Raw genomic sequence first — 17683 nt, 5'->3', positions numbered from 1 at the left:
AGCGCGAACTCCTGCTCCTGTTCTGACATCTTCGTCGCCGTCACACATCCGCAAGCAGGAGTGAGCCCCCACATGCGTCTCATTCGCATCTCAACTCTCAGGAAATGCGGCGTAGTTGCCGCATCCACCGCCCTCGCCGTCACCGGTCTGCTGGCCGGCGCGGGGACCGCCACGGCCGGGCCCGCCGGTGCGACCGACATCCGGGGTGTCGACCCCGGGGACACCGACCGGATGATCGAGCGGCTCTGCGGCCAGGAGACGAGTCTGACGGGCGTGTACGGCGCCCTGAACGTCGACACCGGTGAGTTCAAGACCCGGGACGAGTACCTGCGGGACGTCTTCGGACTGTGGAAGCCCGCAGGGCCGTGGGAGCTGTTCCGCGGCTGGTGCGGGTACGCCGAGGCCTCGACCTGGTCGATCAAGGGCGAGACCGTCCGCACGTCCCGGTGGATCGGCAACAAGGGGTCCGCCGACGACAAGGAGACCTTCGTCAGCAGCTACAGCACCAAGACGTTCGCGAAGAAGAGCGTCGGCGGCAGCATCAGCCTCTCCCTCGCCAAGAGCATCTTCAGCGGAACCGTGGGCGGCAGCGCCGGCTACGAGTGGGGCTGGGAGAAGGAGTCCAAGTTCGAGACCCGGAGCGAGAAGACGATTCCGCCGTGCCGGCAGGTGGCCGTCACCTGGACGCCGTATCAGCGTGTGGTGCGCGTGAACCCCGTCTTCCACGTCGAGGACTACCAGTGGGACAAGGGCAACGGCGAGCGGACCGTGCACAGCTGGCGGGACCGGGGATACCAGACCATCTACTCGCACGGCTACTACATCGACGGCATCTCCGACAAGCTCCTGCCCAGCGGTCAGCCCGACGGCCGTGAGGACAAGGTCGAGGAGAAGCTCGACCCCGATTCCTGCATCCGGTAAGGCACACACGGACCGGCAACCTTTCCGTTCGGGGCGGCGACTGATCAGCGGTCATTCCCCCACACGGAACGGATCGCCGTATGAGTGAGCCGCGCAGCAAGGCCCAGCACCGTCGTCGCAGAAGCCGTACCGCCCTGGCGGTCGGGGTCCCCCTGGCCCTGACCGCCGCCGGTACCTTCACCTACGGCACCGACCTCGGCATCCTGGGCAGCAGTGTCCAGCAGGCCTCCGCCGCCGCCCCCGCCTGGGCCGCCGACACCGCCGACGGGTTCGCCTCCGTCAACTCCCTGGGGCAGAACGGGACGTACGGCGGGCGCGGCGGCCAGGTCGTCACCGTCACGACGCAGGCCGAGCTGGAGAAGTACGCCACCGCGACCCAGCCGTACGTCATCGTCGTCGCCGGGACGATCAACATGAACCCGGTCGGCAAAGAGATCAAGGTGCAGTCCGACAAGACCATCGTGGGACGGGGCACCGCCGGGCACATCGTGGGCGGCGGGTTCTTCCTCGGCCAGGGCGTGCACAACGTGATCATCCGGAACCTGACCATCCGGGACGCGTACCAGGGCATCTGGAACGACAAGGACCACGACTTCGACGCGATCCAGATGGACGGCGCCCATCACGTGTGGATCGACCACAACGACCTGCGGCACATGGCCGACGGGCTCATCGACGTCCGCAAGGACTCGACGAACGTCACCGTCTCCTGGAACAAGCTGAGCGACAACAACAAGACCTTCGGCATCGGCTGGACCGAGAACGTCAAGACCGACATCACGATCCACCACAACTGGATCCGTGAGACCGAGCAGCGCAACCCGTCCGCCGACAACGCCGCCCACGCTCACCTCTACAACAACTTCCTGGAGGACGCCCCGGGCACCGCCATCAAGTCGTCGTACGGGAACTACTCGCGCGGCGGCACGAAGATGGTGCTGGAGAACTCCCTCTTCCAGGGTGTCAACAACCCCGTCATCAAGGACAGCGGCGCCGCCGTCGTCCAGCGCGGCAACTCCTTCTCCGGCACCAGCGGGCGCAACGAGAGCGGCGGGAGTGCCTTCGACCCGAAGACGTACTACCCCTACAGCCTCGACAAGGCCACCGACCTCCCGTCGATCCTCAAGGCCGGTGCCGGCCCCCGCGCCTCCATCGGTACGACCGCCGCCACCAAGGCCGCCGCGGCCACCACCCTCACCGTCGCCCAGGACGGCAGCGGCCAGTACCGCACCGTGCAGGCCGCCGTGAACGCCGTGCCGGCGAACAACCCCTCGCGGGTCGTGATCGCCGTGAAGCCGGGGACATACCGGGAACTGGTGAAGGTGCCCTCCAACAAGCCGCACGTCACCATCCAGGGCACCGGCGGGAGCCGCAAGGACACGACGATCGTCTACAACAACGCATCGGGCACGCCGAAGCCCGGCGGCGGGACCTACGGCACCGGCGGCAGCGCGACCGTCGCCGTCGAGGCCGACGACTTCCAGGCGCGCAACCTGACCATCTCCAACGACTTCGACGAGAAGGCCAACCAGTCCCTCAACGGGCACCAGGCCGTCGCCCTGCGGACCGCCGCCGACAAGGTGTTCCTGGACGGGATCATCGTCAGCGGGGACCAGGACACGCTGCTGCTCGACACCGCCTCGAAGGACCGGCTGGGCCGGGTCTACGTCAGCAACTCCTACGTGATCGGCAACGTCGACTTCATCTTCGGCCGGGCCACGGCCGTCGTCGACCGGTCCGTCATCACGCTGAAGAAGCGCTGGGACGGCACCTCGTCCGGGTACGTCACCGCCCCGAGCACCGCGGCGAACCGCAAGGGCATCCTGATCGCCAACTCCACGGTGAACGGCGACGTCTCGGCCGGCACCTTCTACCTCGGCCGGCCCTGGCACGCGGGCGGGGACGCGTCCCTCGACCCGCAGACCACCGTCCGCAACACCAGCCTGAGCAACGCCGTCAGGTCCACCCCGTGGACCGACATGAGCGGGTTCTCCTGGAAGGACGACCGGTTCGCCGAGTACAAGAACTCCGGCGCGGGCGCGGGGCCGGCGAGCTCCAACCGGCCGCACCTGAGCGACGCGCAGGCCGCGGACCAGGAGGTCGCGGACTGGCTCGCGGGCTGGACGCCCTCGGCGTCCTGAACGGCTCCCTTCCGGGTCCGGCTGACGAGCGGCGCCGGACCCGGAAGGGTCACCACTTCAGGGGTGGTTACTGCTTCCAGGCGTAGTGCAGCCGGTCCAGGCCGCTCTGGTTGTTCACCGTCAGGCTGAGGTTCGTGCCCGTGCCCTGGAGCGTGGTGAGGGAGTAGGTGTCACCGTTGCGCAGTCCGGGCCAGTAGACCGAGCCGAGGCCCAGTTCCCGGATGGTGTCGGTCGCGGCCTGGATGTAGGCGATCTCGTTGGAGGTGCCCACCGGGCCGTTGTAGTCCAGGCCGGTGGTCATCGAGGCGCCGAACTCGTCGAGGATCGTGCGGGAGGCGCAGTCGCCGATGCGGGCCTTGAAGTCGGCCTTCCACTGGTCGACGCTGGTCCAGTCGGTGTGCCAGAAGCCGTAGTTGTGCAGGGCCAGGCGCGTGCCCTTCAGGCGCGGGTCGGCGCACACCGGCTTGACGTCCTCGCTGTACTTGTACCCGCCGATCAGGACCCGGTCCCGGGGTATGAAGCGGTGGGTGCTCACCCACTTCGCCGCGATGTCGGTCCACTCCTGTGCGGTGTAGCCGAACGGCTCGTTCATCGGCTCGAAGTACACCTTGGAGCTGCCGGCGTAGGCGGAGGTGATCCGGGCCCACATCCGGTCCCAGGACGCCTGGTCGTCGATCTTGCCGTCCTTGGCGTTGTCGGCCTCCCAGTAGCCCAGGATGACCTTGAAGCCCTTGGCGGTGGCGGCGTCGATCGCGCCCCGGTACGACTTCCAGAACGGGCCGTTGACCGAGGTCGGGTTGACCGGGAGGCGGACCGTGTTGGCGCCGAGCTCGGAGAACCCGCCGATGATCGCCTTGGACTTGGCGTAGGTGGTGGCGTAGCCGTCGGAGGTGGACAGGCCCGAGGGCACGACCGCGTCGTCGGCGTAGTTGTCGCGCGGGTCGGCCCAGTTGACGCCCTTGAAGTCGCTGACGGGCGGCGGAGTGGCGGGACGGTAGGCGGGAGAGGCGGCGGCGGGGGAGGCGAGTGCTCCACCGAATGCCGTGACGCAGGCCAGCAGCGCCCCCACGCAAGCTGTCCCGCGGTGGGTCTTTTGAGACACGACATCCCCTTCTGAGCATGTGCGAAGGTGAGCAGCCCACAGACGGACCGCCCAGTGGAGCACGAAACTAGAAGGAGACTCGAACAGAGGTCAACACATCAGCACACCAAATTTCATCAAGAAAGCAGGGATACCGAGTCGGCGTTGCAGTTAGGAGCCCACCGTCAGCCCCGAGCCCGACAGCCGCACCCGGATGCCGTCCTCCTCCACCCGTACGTCCTCCAGCCTCACGTCCCCCTGCTCCGGCTTCGGCAGTTCGAACGCCAGGGCGAGCCGGTCGGCCAGGACCGGGCGGGTCAGGCCCGACAACTCACCCAGGAGACCGGGGTCGAGGCCCAGGCGCTTGAGCACCTCGGGGTTGTCCAGGGCGAGATCGATGAGGTTCAGGCGTTCGGCCTGCCGGGCGAAGCGCGGGGAGCCGGTCAGCTCGGCGAGCTTGCCGTCGTCGGCCAGGGCCTGGTCCACGGTCGCCTCGGGCACGCCCATGCGCTGCACGATGGCCGGGACCGACAGCAGCGCCTTGGCCTTCTGAGCCTCCCGGGCCAGGTCGGCGGAGGCCTCGGGCGTCAGGTGCAGGCCTTCCGAGGCGCGCTTGCCGGGGCGGTAGGTCGCCAGGTCCCCGATGTCCAGGCGCATGCCGCCGATCTCCGTGGCGATGCCCCGCTCCCCCTGCCGCTGGATCCGAGCCTCGGCCCGCAGCTTCAGGTTGTGCCCGGCGACCGGCAGGGTGCCGCGGGCCCGCACCCGGTCCCGGCCCTCGCCGGTGAACGTCACCTGGGAGGCGCCCAGTTCACGGTTGAGGTCCTCGAAGGACAGCATGACGTCCCCGTCGAACCGGGGGACGTCGGCGCCGCGTACGGAGGTCAGGCCGTCGGCGTTGAGCGTCACGTCGTGGGCCGTGGCCGACACCTGCGCCAGCGAGACCCGGTCGGCGGCAACGTCCGGGACGGTCACCTTCACCGACTCCAGCCGCTTGTCGGCGAGCTGGGTGAGGAAGGGGAAGCCGCCGATCTCCACTTCGGGCGCGGCGGCCAGGTCGAGGCGGTCCTTGAGGGTGTCCGCGGCGCGGTGCTCGGCGTACAGCACGGCCCAGCGGTCGCCGAGGGCGGCGAACGCGGCCAGGACGACCAGGCCGACGACCGCCTTCACCGCGAGCGGCAAGCCAGCGAAACGATTCTTCCGACGCCGCTTGCCGCCGCGGCGGTGGTCCGGCGGGGCCCAGGCGTCCTCGGCGCCCACATCGCGTTCCTCCGGGAGGAACTCCTCCAGAGGGGTCTCCTCCAGAGGCCCGTCATCGAGGGCGGCGAGCTCCTCGTACGGGTTCGGACGGGGATGCGCATCTAGGTGGTGGGGGGTACGCATCGATCCATCCGACCATGCGCACCTCCCCCACCCGCAACTCGAACCCCCGGTATGCGACCTACTTCACGATCGTGATCCGGTCCGCCTTCGGCGGCGCGATCGGGCCCGCAGCCGAGGAGTTGGCCGTCAGGTACTGCTCCAGCGCGGTCAGGTCGTCGGAGCCGACGACGTCGTTCGCGCCCTGGCCGAGGGTCGGGAAGCCGTCGCCGCCGCCCGCGAGGAAGCTGTTCGTCGCGACGCGGTAGGTGGCCGCCGGGTCGATGGCCGAGCCGTTCAGCTTGATGCTGTCCGTGACCACCCGGTCGGCACCGGACTTGGTGAGGTCCAGCGTGTAGGTCAGGCCGGACGAGACCTGGAGGACCTTCGGGGCCGCCGCGTTGGGGCCGGTCACCTGCTCCTTGAGCACCTGGATCAGCTGCGCGCCCGTGAAGTCCTGGAGGTTCACGGTGTTGGCGAACGGCTGGACGGTGAAGCCCTCGGCGTAGGTGACGACACCGTCGCCCTCGGCGGCCTTGGCCGCGTACGTCAGGGGCGCCCGGATACCGCCCGGGTTCATCAGCGCCAGGTCCGTCTCCGGGTCGAGCTGCTTGCCGTGCGCGAGCTGGGCGTCGGCGATCAGGTCGCCGAGCGGGGACTCGGTGCCGGTGTTGCCGATGTCGCCGGAGATGTAGCCGATCGGCTTGTTGCCGATGGGCGCGGCCAGCGTGTTCCACTTGCTGATCAGCTCGGTCATGTCGGGCGCCTTGGGGACGTCCCGGGTGACCACGCGGTTCGCGGACTTCACCGCCGTGCGGGCGATGTCGCCGGTCCTGCGGTCGTAGGTCAGCGTGGTGTCGGTGTAGAGGCGGCCGAAGGACGCGGCCGAGGTGACCATGCGGGGCTTGCCCGCCGGGTCGGCGATGCTGCACACGTACGCGCTGTGGGTGTGGCCGGTGACCAGCGCGTCGACCTGCGGCGTGACGTTCTTGGCGATGTCGACGATCGGGCCGGAGATGCCGTCGCCCGCACCCGGGGAGTCACAGTCGTAGTTGTACGACGTCGACGCCGGGAAGCCGCCCTCGTGGATGAGCGCGACGATCGACTTCACGCCCTGCTTCTGCAGCACCTTGGCGTACTTGTTGATCGTTTCGGTCTCGTCCTTGAAGGACAGGCCCTTGACGCCCTCGGCGGAGACGATGTCCGGGGTGCCCTCCAGGGTCACGCCGATGAAGCCGACCTTGACGCCGTTCTTCTTCCACACCCAGTAGGGCTTGAGGATCGGCTTCTTCGTCTTCTCGTCGAGGACGTTGGCGGCCAGGTAGGGGAAGTCGGCACCCTGGAACTTCTCGTCCGTGTAGCAGCCGTCCTTCGGGTGGCAGCCGCCGTTCTGGAGGCGGGCCAGCTCCTTGGCGCCCTCGTCGAACTCGTGGTTGCCGACCGAGGTGACGTCGAGGTCGAGCTTGTTCAGCGCCTCGATGGTCGGCTCGTCGTGGAACAGCCCGGAGATCAGCGGGGAGGCGCCGACCATGTCGCCGCCGGCGGCCGTGATGGAGTACTTCTCGCCCTTGCGGGCCTCGCGCAGGTGGGTGGCGAGGTACTCGACACCACCGGCGTCGATGGTTTTCGTCGTGCCGTCGTGCTGGTGCTCGGTGACCCGGCCGGACGAGCCCGCCGGCGGCTCCAGGTTGCCGTGCAGGTCGTTGAAGGACAGCAGCTGCACGTCCTGGTAGCGGCCGGGCCAGTGCCCGCCCCCCTGGTCCTCCTCGCCGGCGGTCGCCGACCCCGGCAGCCCCGCGGCTGCCAGCGCGCCGACGGTGACGACACCGGCGGCGAGAGCGGCGAAACGATTCGTACGACGTCTCCGGCGCTCCGGATGCGCCGGTGAAGTGGCTGGCATACGCCCCCCTGTGGGTCTGCTGGGACAGTGATGTCGTCCGGCGCAGCCTAGAGTCAACGCGCGTAGCGCGACAGGCCTTTCGTGGTTACGACCTGGTTGCTTCTTTGCCGACGATTTGCCGGTGGCGCCCCGTACCCTCGTACGCATGACCAGCGACGACACCGTACGGCCAGGCCACCCCCGCTCGATCGAGACCCTTGCCGCGCTCTCCGCGGAGCAGACCGAGGCCGTGCTCGGGCTGCTCGACGAGGCGGCCCGGACCGACGGGCAGCAGGCGGTGTCCGAACAGGGCCGGTTGCAGTTGCGCGGCGGCGAGCGGGAGGGCGTGGCCCATCTGCTGCTCACCGTCGACGGCGTACTCGTCGGCTATGCCCAGTTGGAGGACACCGACCCGGTGGAGCCGCCGGCCGCCGAGCTGGTCGTGCACCCCGGCCACCGCGGGCACGGGCACGGACGCGCGCTCGGTTCGGCGCTGCTGGCCGCGTCGGGGAAGCGGCTGCGGGTGTGGGCACACGGCGGGCACTCCGCCGCCCGGCATCTCGCGCAGGTCCTCGGCCTGACGCTGTTCCGTGAACTGCGCCAGATGCGGCGGCCGTTGACCGGCTTCGACGCACCCGACCCGGTGCTCCCCGAGGGCGTCACGATCCGCACCTTCGTCCCCGGCGAGGACGACGCGGCCTGGCTCGCGGTCAACGCCGCCGCCTTCGCCCACCACCCCGAGCAGGGCTCCCTCACCCAGCGCGACCTCGACGACCGCAAGGCCGAGCCGTGGTTCGACCCGGCGGGCTTCTTCCTGGCCTTCCGCGGCGACGAACTCGTCGGCTTCCACTGGACGAAGGTGCACGCCGAGGAGGGCCTGGGCGAGGTGTACGTCCTCGGTGTGGGGCCGGGCGCGCAGGGCGGCGGCCTCGGCAAGTCCCTCACCACGATCGGGCTGCGGCACCTGGCGGGGCAGGGCCTGCCGACCGCGATGCTCTACGTCGACGCCGACAACAAGGCGGCGGTGTCGGTCTACGAGCGGCTGGGGTTCACCACGCACGAGGTGGACCTCATGTACCGGACGGAGACCTGAGCCGTGCCCTCGACGACCGGACTGCGTGTCCGGCCCGCCGCCGAGGCGGACCTGGCCGCTCTCGTGCGACTGCGCGACGCCGCCGCCCGCCGGTTGCTGGCCCGTGGTGTCACCGGGCAGTGGCAGCCGGGGGAGCTCGACGAGGACCACTTCCGCCGGGTCATGGAGCACGGCGAGGTCTGGCTCGCCGAGGCCGGCGGGCGCCTCGCGGGTGCCTGGGAGCTGTGGTGGGAGGACGAGGACGCCTGGGGCCCGCAGCCGCCCGTGGCCGGGTACGTGCACCGGCTGATGGTGGACCGGACCGCCACCGCGCCCGGGACGGGCCGACTGCTGCTGGACGCCGCCGAGCGCCGTGTGGCCGAGGCGGGACGCAGCCGGGTTCGCCTGGACTGCCTCGCGAGCAACGCGCAGCTCAACGCCTACTACCTGGCAGCCGGTTACCGCGTCGTGGGGCACAAGGCGGGCAAGCCGCAGCCCGGCGGGGCGCCCAAGTCCTTCACCCTGATGGAGAAGCAGCTCGGGTAGGCGGCACGTGGGTGGGCGGCGGCTGCGCCCAGGACGGCCGCCAGGTCGCGCCCTGTGGCGGTCGCGGCCGGGTCGCCACCAGATAGTCGCGCAGGGCCGTCAGGCCGGGATGCGGGTTGTCCGTGCGCCAGAGCAGTGAGTGCGGGTAGACCGGGACCGGATCCACGAGCGGGACGAGCCGCAGGTCGTGGGCGACCGGCCAGACGTGCGGGGTGCGTTCGCTGAGGAAGGTCGCCACGGTCGCGGAACCGGCGATCGTGTCGAGGAGCGCCTCCAGGCCGAAGTTGGGCCCGATGGTGTCGATGGCCGGCCCGAACGCCGTGGCCAGTTCCTCGTAGTAGGCGTGCCACTCGGTCCCGGGCACGTTGCCCGGCATCCAGATCCGGTGTCCGGCGAGCTGCGCGGTCGTGACCCGGGCGGCCCGGGCGAACGGATGGCCGGGGCCGACGCACAGCCGCAGCGGCTCGTCGAGGACCGGGGTGGCCGTGATGCCGTCGGGGAGCCGCTGCCCGGGCATGGTGACGGCACGGAAGGTGGCGTCGACGGCCCCGTCCCGCAGGGCTGTCACGGCCGTCTCGACGTCGAACAGCGTGACGACATCCAGGGCGATCTCCGGGTGCGCCCGGTGGAAGTGCTGCACCAGTCCGCCGGGGGCGGCCCGGCGTCCCACGACGTCCACCCGCAGCGCCCGGTCGCCGGGCCGGACGGCGGCCGTCGCCCGCTCCTCGGCCCGGAGCAGGACCCGGGCGTGCGGCAGCAGGGCCTGCCCGTCGATGGTGAGTTCCGCCCCGCGCGGCGTACGGACCAGCAGCCGTACCCCGAGGTCCCTCTCCAGCGCGGCGATCCGCTTGGACACGGCCTGCTGGGTGAGGGCCAGGTCCACGGCGGCCTTCTGGAACTGCCCGGAGTCGGCGATCGCCACGAAGGCCCGTACGGCTTTGAGGTCCACAAGGGGCAGCGTAGCCGCACAACAGGCGGTTGTCGGAGGGGCCGGTGAACAGGGAACCTGGAAGCCGGACGTGCTCCTTTTGCACAACCACTCGGCGTGCTAGAACCGGATCCGTCGCCGCACCGGCTCCACCGCGCACACCGCGCCGAAGACCACCGCCCCGGCCAGCACCACGGCCCACCGGTCGTGCGCCGCGGCCCACCGCTCGTCCTCCACCGGCACGAACAGGGCCCAGCGGCCGGGCCAGAACAGCAGGGCCAGGACGGCCGTGGCCAACAGCCCGCCCGAGACCGGCGGTCCGGGCCGGGCGACCTCGCTGAAGCGCACCGCGGCCGCCGCGCCCGCGACCGCCAGGACGAAGGCGGCCCCGGCCTCCAGCGTGATGTCGCCCACCGGGGGGCGCGCGCCCTGTGGCACGAGCAGCAGGGCCACCGTCCACCAGGCCGCCGCTGCCGGGACGGCCAGGGCGACGCGCAGGGCCACACGGACCGGGCGCGGGGTCGGCACGGCGGCCGTGGTGTGCCGGGCCGGGTCGTCCAGGAGGAAGGCCAGGCCCACGGCGAAGGCGAGGATCGCGGCCCGCAGCAGGTACAGGGAGAGCCGTTCCGCCGTCTCGCCGGTCCGGGTCAGCGCGGCGAGCAGCAGTCCCGCCGCACCGGCCGCGCCGACCGCGCCCCACGGCACCGTCCGGTGGACGGGGAGCACCAGCTGCCGGGTCACAGGCACTTGTCCTCCCCCTCGGGCGCGGGCAGGCCCAGCAGTTCGGCGGCCCGGGCCGCGGTGATCTTCGGGGCGGTGAGTTCGACCCACCGGTCCTTGACCCGTGCGCCGGCCTCGGCGCGGGGCAGGTCGAGCAGCGCGCGCAGCACCTCGGTCTGCGCCTCGGTCATGTACAGCCCGTCGGTGGGCTGGAGCACGGAGTCGGAGCCGGTGACGGTGTCGTTGAGGCGAACCCGGCGCAGCGCGTCGAGCGGGTCGGACTCCCAGCCCACGGCCAGCCACATCAGGGGCACGATGCGGCCGTCGCAGATCGAGGTCGCGGCCTTCTCGTCGCCCGCGATCAGCACACCGGCCACGGCGGCCGAGAACTCGGGGACGCGGTTGCCGCCCCACTGGGTGCCCACCGTCACCTCGTGCGGGCGCTTCAGCGACTCCAGAGCGGCGTCACCGGAGAGGCCGTAGCGCGCCTCGACCCGTTGCCGTACGACGACGTCCTGCTCGTGGGCGCCGCCCCCGGCCAGGGACCGGACGCGATCCACCACCCTGGCCCAGTCACCCACGCGGGGCTCCCATTCGGGAAACGCGCAGTACGTGGACCCGTCCCGCCGCACGCAGGACTGCACCTGCTCGGGGTGCACCGAGGCGCGTTCGCGCGCCCTGACCAGCTCGGGGGAGTCGCCCGCCGACTGGGCCACCCCGCCCACCAGCGTCATGGCCAGCGTCCCGGCGACACCGGCGAACACGGCAGGCTTGCGGCCGCCGGCCACGAGCAGCGCCAGCAGGCCGAGGCTCAGCGCGAGCCCGGCCAGGTACAGGGCGTGCCAGGCGGCGGGCCGGCCCAGCAGGTCCGACGGCAGGGTGTTGGAGGTCGCGTCCTCGACCACCGGCAGCAGCCAAAGGGCCGCCCCGTAATCCATGCCCGAGAAGAAGAGGAACAGGAACAGGAAGAGCACCACCAGCAGCGGTGCGGCGACGGCGGACCGCACCAGCCCGGCCATGAGCAGTCCGGCCAGCCCGAACAGCAGCACGGTCAGCGGGCCGACGAGCAGTTCGCCCACCGACCCGTGCCCGATCGCGCCGGGCCGCAGCGCCTCCCGGCCGAACTGCCCGGCCACGCACACGGCGGTGAGCAGGGCCGCGGCCACGACCGACAGGGCGTGCGCGGCCGTACGGCGCCACCGCGGGAGGACCAGCACCGTGAGGAGCTGTTCCGTCCCGTGCCTGTGGGAGCGCAGCGCGGCGCTGTTGACGGACAGCAGGACCGCGAGGCCGATGAGCATCGGCGCGCCCTGGGTGGCCCGGTCGGCGTCCTGGAGGGCCGGGTAGTCGCCCCAGGCCTTCCCGGAGCGCCACACGGTCCAGCCGACGTACACGGCGAAGGCCACGAGCACCGGTATCCGGGTCAGCAGCCGGCGCGACTCGAACAGGGCCAGGGCGAGCACGGCCTTCCGGGGCCCGCCCGGCTCCTCCAGCGTGCCGGACACGGCAGGTTTCTCCACCACCGCGGTCATGCCGCCACCTCCGCTCCGGCGCCGTCGAGGGTGAGCAGGTAGCCGTCCTCCAGGGTGGGTTCGAGGAGATCGGCCCCGGCCGGCGGATCGCCGAGGTTGCGGAAGGAGCCGGTGCCCGTGCGCCACCCCGCCTTCGCGCCCGGGTCCCGCTCGGCGCTGCTCCACACGCGCCCCGCGGCCCGCGCGGTCAGCTCGGCCGGAGTGCCCTCGAACCGCACCCGGCCACCGGCCATGACCAGCACGCGGTGGCAGAGCATCGCCACGTCCTCCGTCTGGTGGGTGGACAGCAGCACCGTCCGGCCCTCCCCCGCTCCGGCGATCAACTCCCGGAACCGCATGCGCTGTTCGGGGTCCAGTCCCACGGTCGGCTCGTCGAGGACCAGGAATCCGGGGTCCCCGACCAGGGCGGCGCCCAGGGCGACGCGCTGCCGCATCCCCCCGGACAGCTTGCGGATGCGCTTGCCCCGCACGTCCGCCAGCCCGGCTTCGTCGAGCACCCGCCGCACCTCCCGGTGCCGGACGCCCCGGTCGGTCATCTCCTTGAGGATCGCCACGTAGTCGACGAACTCGAAGGCGGTGAAGTCCGGGTGGAAGCCCGGGGTTTGCGGCAGATAGCCCAGCCGCCGCCGCACCTCCTGCCGGCCGCGGGCGGTGGCCGGGTCGTGCCCGAGCACGGTGAAGGTGCCCCGGTCGGCGGGCAGGGCCGTGGCGAGCACCCGCAGCAGCGTGGTCTTGCCGGCGCCGTTGGGGCCGAGCAGCCCGGTGACGCCGGCGGTAAGGCGCAGCGACACGTCGTCGAGGGCCCGGGTGCCGCCGTAGCGGAGGCTCAGCCCGGAGGCGGACACGGTCGGGGTCATACGGCACGTCCCTGGAAGAGGTCGAATCGGTCACGGAGCAGGAAGAGCAGCCCGGCGGCGAGCGCGGCGACCACCGCCGCCACGCCCTGCCCGGCCGCGGTGAACGGCGCGAGCGGCACGTCCGCCCCCGCCCGCAGCGCGTCGGCCGTCAGCAGCAGCCCGGCCCACGCACCGCCCACCAGGGACGGCGCGAGCACCGGCCCCAGCCGGGGCGTCAGCGCGAGCCCGGTCGCGGTCAGCGCCAGCCCGGGCAGCAGCCAGGCCAGCGCCCGCAGCCCGTAGGCGGGCAGGGCGAGGGTCGCCAGGCCGTTCAGCGCGAGCACGACGGCCAGCACGGCCACGGTCCGGATCATCAGCAGCCGGAACCCGTGCGTCGGCGCGACGACGGCCATCTCGTACGTCGGATCCAGCGCGGGCCCGTACGACAGCGCCACCCCCGCCAGCGGCAACAGCGGCGCCAGGGCCAGGAACAGCGTGGGGAACTCCCCGGTGCGCACGGAGTGCCCGGCCGCCACGCTCAGGAGCAGCACGGCGACGACGGCCCCGAGCCAGGACCGCCGCAGCACCGGCGTCGCCGCCAGCAGCCGCGCGGTGTGCCCCGGCACCCCGGCTCGTACGAGCAGCCGCTCCAGGATTCCGGTGCGGGGCGCGTCCAGCTCGGCGTCGAGCCGGTCCCACCCGGCGTCCAGGGCGACCGGGTCGCTGACGTAGGCCAGCGCCCCGCGGCATCGGGCGCAAGAGGTCAGATGCGCGTCGGCGGACCAGAGCGCGGGAGCCGCCAGCTCCCCTCGTGCGTAGGCCCGCAAGTCCTCTTCCGGCACGTGCCAGCTCATGCCAACGCCTCCCGCAGCTGCTTCCGGGCCCGCATCGCCCGTGTCTTGACCGTCCCGGGCGGTATCCCGAGCAGTACCGCCGCCTCACGGGTGGTCAGCCCGTCGATGACGGTCGCCTGCAGCACCGCCCGCAGCTCCGGCGACAGCCGGACCAGGGCCCCGGCGAGGTCCCCGTGCTCCACCCCCGCGAGCACGCGGTCCTCCGCCGAGGCCTCGTCCCGGTGCCGCAGCCGCGCCAGGGCCTGCCGCAGCCGCCCCCGTGCCCCGTCGCCGCGCAGCGCGTCCACGAGCCGCCGCGACGCGATGCGCCACAGCCACCCGGCCGCGTCCGCGGCTCCGGCCTCCTCCCGGTGGCGGGCCTTGCCCCGCCACACCGCGAGGAACGTCTCCTGCACCACGTCGTCGACGACCCCGAGGTCGGCGCACCGCCCCCGCAACCGGGCCCGGAGCCAGGGCGCGTAGCGCCGGTACAGCTCCTCGAAGGCACGCCGGTCGGCGTCCGCGGCTATGGCCCGCAGCAGCTCCCCGTCGCTTCTCGTATCGCTCACATCTCCTCATCGGACGGGCCGGGCCGAACGGTTCACGAAAGCACGCTTGACTTTGCCGACCCGCTCCACCACCCTTTCACTACTCAATTAGTGAAAGGGTGGTTCAAGCAGTGGTCGAGTACCGCATCGACCGGCGCAGCGGCGTGGCCACCTATGTCCAGATCGTCCAGCAGACCAAGCAGGCCCTGCGCCTGGGCCTGCTGGAGCCGGGCGACAGGCTCCCCACGGCCCGCGAGGTCGTGGAGGCCACCGCCATCAACCCGAACACGGTCCTCAAGGCCTACCGGGAGCTGGAGCGCGAGGGCCTGGTCGAGGCCCGCCGCGGACTCGGCACGTTCGTCCGCAGGTCCCTGGGCGCGGCCCCCGCCGACTCCCCCCTCCGCGCGGAGCTGGACGCGTGGGCGGCCCGGGCCCGCGCGGCCGGTCTGGAGCACGACGACGTGGCCGCCCTCTTCACTTCCGTACTCGACGCGCACTTCGCAGACTCCAAGGGGGACGCATGACCGACACCGCCATCGAGGCGGCGGCACTGGGCAGGAGGTTCGGGCGCCGCCGCAGGCCCGCCCTGGACGGCTGCTCCTTCCGGCTCCCGGCGGGCCGCGTGTGCGCCGTCGTCGGCCCGAACGGCGCCGGCAAGTCCACCCTGCTCGCCCTGGCGGCCGGGCTGCTGCGGCCCACCGACGGCTCGATCACCGTGCTCGGCCAGGCCCCGGCGGCCTCCCGCGAGCGCCTCGCCTACGTCGCGCAGAACAAGCCCCTGCACCCCCAGCTCACCGTCACCGGCACCCTGCGCCTGGGCCGCGACCTCAACCCGCGCCGCTGGGACGCCGGGGCCGCCGAGCGGATCGTCGCGGAGGGCGACCTCGACCCGGGCGCGCGGATCCGCTCCCTCTCCGGCGGCCAGCGCACCCGCGTGGCGCTCGCCCTGGCCCTCGGCAAGCGCCCCGAACTGCTGCTCCTGGACGAGCCGATGGCCGACCTCGATCCCCTCGCCCGGCACCAGCTGATGGCCACCCTCATGGCCGACGCCGCCGACCGCGGCACCACGGTTGTCATGTCCTCGCACGTGGTGGCGGAGCTGGAGGGCTCCTGCGACCACCTGCTGCTGCTCGGCGGCGGCCGCGTCCGTCTCGCCGGGCCGCTGGACGACCTGCTCGCGGCTCACACCCTGGTCACCGGCCGGGCGGGCGACCCGCTCGGCCCGCACACCGTGGTCGAGTCCCGCACCACCGGCCGCCAGCTGACCGCACTGGTCCGGCCCACGGGCCCCCTCGGCGACGGGGTCCAGGGCGACCGCCCCTCCCTGGAGGAAGTCGTCCTGGCCCACCTGCGCTCCCCCGACGCCCCGCCGCTCCTGCTCGACGCGCGGGAGGCCGCCGTATGAGCGCCGCGACCGTCGGGGCACCCACCGCCGTCCGGCGGTTCCCGGAGCCGCGCGGCCTGTTCCTGGCCATGCTGCGGGTGCACCGCTCGGCACTGCTGTTCTGGGCCGCGCTGGTGGCGGTGGCCGTCGGGGCGCTGCTGTGGGCGCTCGGGCCGGGGGCGGACAGCGCCTGGGCGGAGTACCGGGCGTCGGGCTGCGGCGGGGACAGCCCCAACCTCGGTTGCGACCTCCCCGGGCCCGCGCACGGCCGCTACGACACGGTCGTGGCGTGCGCCTCCGGACTCCTCGCCGTCCTGCCGGTGCTCACCGGGGCCTGGGCGGGCGGCGCGCTCATCGGCCGCGAGCTGGAGAGCGGCACCGCACGGCTGGCCTGGACCCAGTCGGTCACCCCGGCCCGCTGGCTGGCCGCCAAGCTCGCCGTCCCCGCCCTGCTGCTCGTCCCGGGCACGCTCGTGATCACCCTGCTGCACCGGGCGCTGTGGGCGTCCGACAGCCACCTGCAGCGCGTCCTGGGCTGGCGCGAGTGGCACGACGACAGCGTCTTCGAGGCCAACGGCATCCTCGCCACCGCCCACCCCCTGGCCGCCCTCGCCCTCGGCGTCCTGGCCGGCCTGGTGGTGCGCCGGGCGCTGCCCGCCCTCGCCGTCGCGGCCCTGGCCGTCATGGCGCTGGTCTACGTGCTCGACGACGTGCGCCCGCACCTGTGGCCGATGCCCCCCGGCACGCCCGTCCTGATGCACCGGCACCCGTCCTCCCACTTCTGGCCCCTCCAGCTCGTGGAGACCGGCATCGTCCTGGCCGTCGCCGCGCTGGCGACCGCGGCCTCGTTCGCCCTGCTGCGCCGCCGCACGGGAGCGGCCGTATGACCGCCCCCGGCACGGCCCCGGCACCCGCCGGCCGCCCGGGCGGCCTGGTCCGTACGGTCGCGCGCACGCACCGCACGGCCCTCGCCCTGGCCCTCCTGGTCCTGGCCGCGGCGACGGCCGCGCTGGTCTGGCTGCACTCCCTCACGGACGAGGCCCGGGCGGGGCACAGCGCGTGCGCCACACCCCCGACCGACCGGCTCCCGTCCTGCGCGGCCGTCGACGCGATCACCGCCGACGACACCTACACGAGCGGCCTGTCGGTGACCGTCACCCTGCTGTCCTGGGTGATGTTCCCGGTGGCCGCCTGGGCGGGCGGCGCCCTGACCGGGCGCGAGCTGGAGAGCGGCACCGCACGGCTGGCCTGGACCCAGTCGGTCACCCCGGCCCGCTGGCTGGCCGCCAAGCTCGCCGTCCCCGCCGCGCTGCTCACCGCCGGCACGGGCGGGCTGGTCCTGGTGAACGTCTGGGCACGCGGGGACGCCGATCCCGACCTGGCCGGCGACTGGTACTACCCGGACGTGTTCGTGTCGACGGGCCCGGTGGCCGTGGCCTACGCCCTGGCCGGTCTCGCCCTCGGGGCCCTGGCCGGACTGGTGTGGCGCCGGGCCCTGCCCGCCGCCGGAGTGGCCCTCGCGGCCTCCCTGCTCCTGCACACCTTCCTGGAACGGCACCGCGAGGACCTCTGGCCGCCCGTCACCCGCACCGAGGCCGGCAGCTTCGAACTGCCCCGTTCGGCCCTCCAGGTCGCCTGGGCCGACTCACCCGTGAACGGCGTCCCGCTCACCCGCGCGACCTTCCACCCCGAGTCCCACTTCTGGCCCCTGCAGTACGTGGAGAGCGGGCTGCTCCTGGCCGTGGCCGCCGTCGCGACGGCCGGCGCCTTCGTCCTGCTGGCCCGCCGCCTGCCCTGAACCCGGTCCGCGCGTCCTTCCACGGGGGGATGGACGCGCGGACCGCACCCGCGCACCCCTCGCGGGCCGCCCCCCGCTATCCCGCACGTCATGTCTCCGTAACCA

At 72.7% G+C, this 17683-nt stretch carries 17 protein-coding genes; 8 read left to right on the top strand and 9 right to left on the bottom strand.

Features of this window, described 5'->3' with window-relative positions:
* Positions 1-72: 72 nt before the first annotated feature.
* Together HNR57_RS17740 and HNR57_RS17735 are read left to right on the top strand one after the other, a co-directional pair.
* Positions 73-921, top strand: coding sequence for a hypothetical protein (locus HNR57_RS17740; protein ID WP_184560990.1), 849 nt, complete (start codon positions 73-75; stop codon positions 919-921).
* 80 nt (positions 922-1001) lie between these two features.
* Complete coding sequence (locus tag HNR57_RS17735) at positions 1002-3062, top strand: pectinesterase family protein (RefSeq protein WP_184560989.1); 2061 nt, start codon at positions 1002-1004, stop codon at positions 3060-3062.
* A gap of 67 nt (positions 3063-3129) precedes the next feature.
* Here HNR57_RS17735 and HNR57_RS17730 read toward each other — a convergent pair whose 3' ends face one another.
* The 3 genes from HNR57_RS17730 to HNR57_RS17720 all read right to left on the bottom strand — a co-directional run bounded on the left by HNR57_RS17730 (position 3130) and on the right by HNR57_RS17720 (position 7402).
* Positions 3130-4164, bottom strand: a complete 1035-nt coding sequence (locus tag HNR57_RS17730) for a glycoside hydrolase family 5 protein (protein WP_184560988.1) — start codon at positions 4162-4164, stop codon at positions 3130-3132.
* A 150-nt stretch (positions 4165-4314) separates the two neighbouring features.
* Positions 4315-5526, bottom strand: coding sequence for an LmeA family phospholipid-binding protein (locus HNR57_RS17725; protein ID WP_184560987.1), 1212 nt, complete (start codon positions 5524-5526; stop codon positions 4315-4317).
* A gap of 58 nt (positions 5527-5584) precedes the next feature.
* On the bottom strand, positions 5585-7402 hold the full coding sequence (locus HNR57_RS17720; RefSeq protein ID WP_184560986.1) for a bifunctional metallophosphatase/5'-nucleotidase: 1818 nt from the start codon (positions 7400-7402) through the stop codon (positions 5585-5587).
* Positions 7403-7547: 145 nt separating this feature from the next.
* On the opposite strand from HNR57_RS17720, the gene mshD reads away from it, so the two are divergent.
* Together mshD and HNR57_RS17710 are read left to right on the top strand one after the other, a co-directional pair.
* The gene (gene mshD, locus HNR57_RS17715; RefSeq protein ID WP_184560985.1) at positions 7548-8474 is read left to right on the top strand and encodes a mycothiol synthase; all 927 of its coding nucleotides are present in this window, start codon (positions 7548-7550) and stop codon (positions 8472-8474) included.
* A gap of 3 nt (positions 8475-8477) precedes the next feature.
* Positions 8478-8999, top strand: coding sequence for a GNAT family N-acetyltransferase (locus HNR57_RS17710; protein ID WP_184560984.1), 522 nt, complete (start codon positions 8478-8480; stop codon positions 8997-8999).
* On the opposite strand, the gene HNR57_RS17705 is transcribed toward HNR57_RS17710, so the two are convergent.
* The 6 genes from HNR57_RS17705 to HNR57_RS17680 all read right to left on the bottom strand — a co-directional run bounded on the left by HNR57_RS17705 (position 8971) and on the right by HNR57_RS17680 (position 14417).
* Positions 8971-9948: a LysR family transcriptional regulator gene (locus tag HNR57_RS17705; protein WP_184560983.1), complete on the bottom strand. Its 978-nt coding sequence runs from the start codon at positions 9946-9948 to the stop codon at positions 8971-8973. The genes HNR57_RS17710 and HNR57_RS17705 overlap by 29 nt on opposite strands.
* 99 nt (positions 9949-10047) lie before the next feature.
* Positions 10048-10674: an ABC transporter gene (locus tag HNR57_RS17700; protein ID WP_313673994.1), complete on the bottom strand. Its 627-nt coding sequence runs from the start codon at positions 10672-10674 to the stop codon at positions 10048-10050.
* Entirely contained in the window at positions 10665-12179 is a 1515-nt protein-coding gene (locus HNR57_RS17695; RefSeq protein WP_184560982.1) for an ABC transporter permease, read from the bottom strand. Before HNR57_RS17695 ends, HNR57_RS17700 begins: the two co-directional genes overlap by 10 nt.
* Entirely contained in the window at positions 12176-13036 is an 861-nt protein-coding gene (locus HNR57_RS17690; protein ID WP_184560981.1) for an ABC transporter ATP-binding protein, read from the bottom strand. The genes HNR57_RS17695 and HNR57_RS17690 overlap by 4 nt, the downstream gene beginning before the upstream one ends.
* On the bottom strand, positions 13033-13869 hold the full coding sequence (locus HNR57_RS17685) for a zf-HC2 domain-containing protein (protein ID WP_184560980.1): 837 nt from the start codon (positions 13867-13869) through the stop codon (positions 13033-13035). The genes HNR57_RS17690 and HNR57_RS17685 overlap by 4 nt, the downstream gene beginning before the upstream one ends.
* Positions 13866-14417 carry an RNA polymerase sigma factor gene (locus HNR57_RS17680; RefSeq protein ID WP_184560979.1) on the bottom strand — a complete coding sequence of 184 codons (552 nt, stop codon included), beginning with the start codon at positions 14415-14417 and terminating at the stop codon, positions 13866-13868. The genes HNR57_RS17685 and HNR57_RS17680 overlap by 4 nt, the downstream gene beginning before the upstream one ends.
* A 110-nt stretch (positions 14418-14527) precedes the next feature.
* Between HNR57_RS17680 and HNR57_RS17675 the strand changes: the two genes are divergently transcribed.
* Genes HNR57_RS17675 through HNR57_RS17660 form a run of 4 tightly spaced genes read left to right on the top strand, consistent with a single transcriptional unit; the run spans position 14528 to position 17578 of the window.
* The gene (locus HNR57_RS17675; protein ID WP_184561428.1) at positions 14528-14920 is read left to right on the top strand and encodes a GntR family transcriptional regulator; all 393 of its coding nucleotides are present in this window, start codon (positions 14528-14530) and stop codon (positions 14918-14920) included.
* Positions 14917-15801, top strand: coding sequence for an ABC transporter ATP-binding protein (locus HNR57_RS17670; RefSeq protein WP_184560978.1), 885 nt, complete (start codon positions 14917-14919; stop codon positions 15799-15801). Before HNR57_RS17675 ends, HNR57_RS17670 begins: the two co-directional genes overlap by 4 nt.
* Positions 15798-16667 (top strand): ABC-2 membrane transporter-related protein, encoded by an 870-nt coding sequence (locus tag HNR57_RS17665; RefSeq protein WP_184560977.1) that lies wholly within the window; start codon positions 15798-15800, stop codon positions 16665-16667. The genes HNR57_RS17670 and HNR57_RS17665 overlap by 4 nt, the downstream gene beginning before the upstream one ends.
* The gene (locus tag HNR57_RS17660; RefSeq protein ID WP_184560976.1) at positions 16664-17578 is read left to right on the top strand and encodes an ABC-2 membrane transporter-related protein; all 915 of its coding nucleotides are present in this window, start codon (positions 16664-16666) and stop codon (positions 17576-17578) included. The genes HNR57_RS17665 and HNR57_RS17660 overlap by 4 nt, the downstream gene beginning before the upstream one ends.
* The last annotated feature ends 105 nt before the right edge of the window (positions 17579-17683 follow it).

The sequence above is a fragment of the Streptomyces paradoxus genome, assembly GCF_014202475.1.
Classification (GTDB): Bacteria; Actinomycetota; Actinomycetes; order Streptomycetales; family Streptomycetaceae; genus Streptomyces; species Streptomyces paradoxus.
This window is presented reverse-complemented; position numbering and strand designations above follow the sequence as displayed.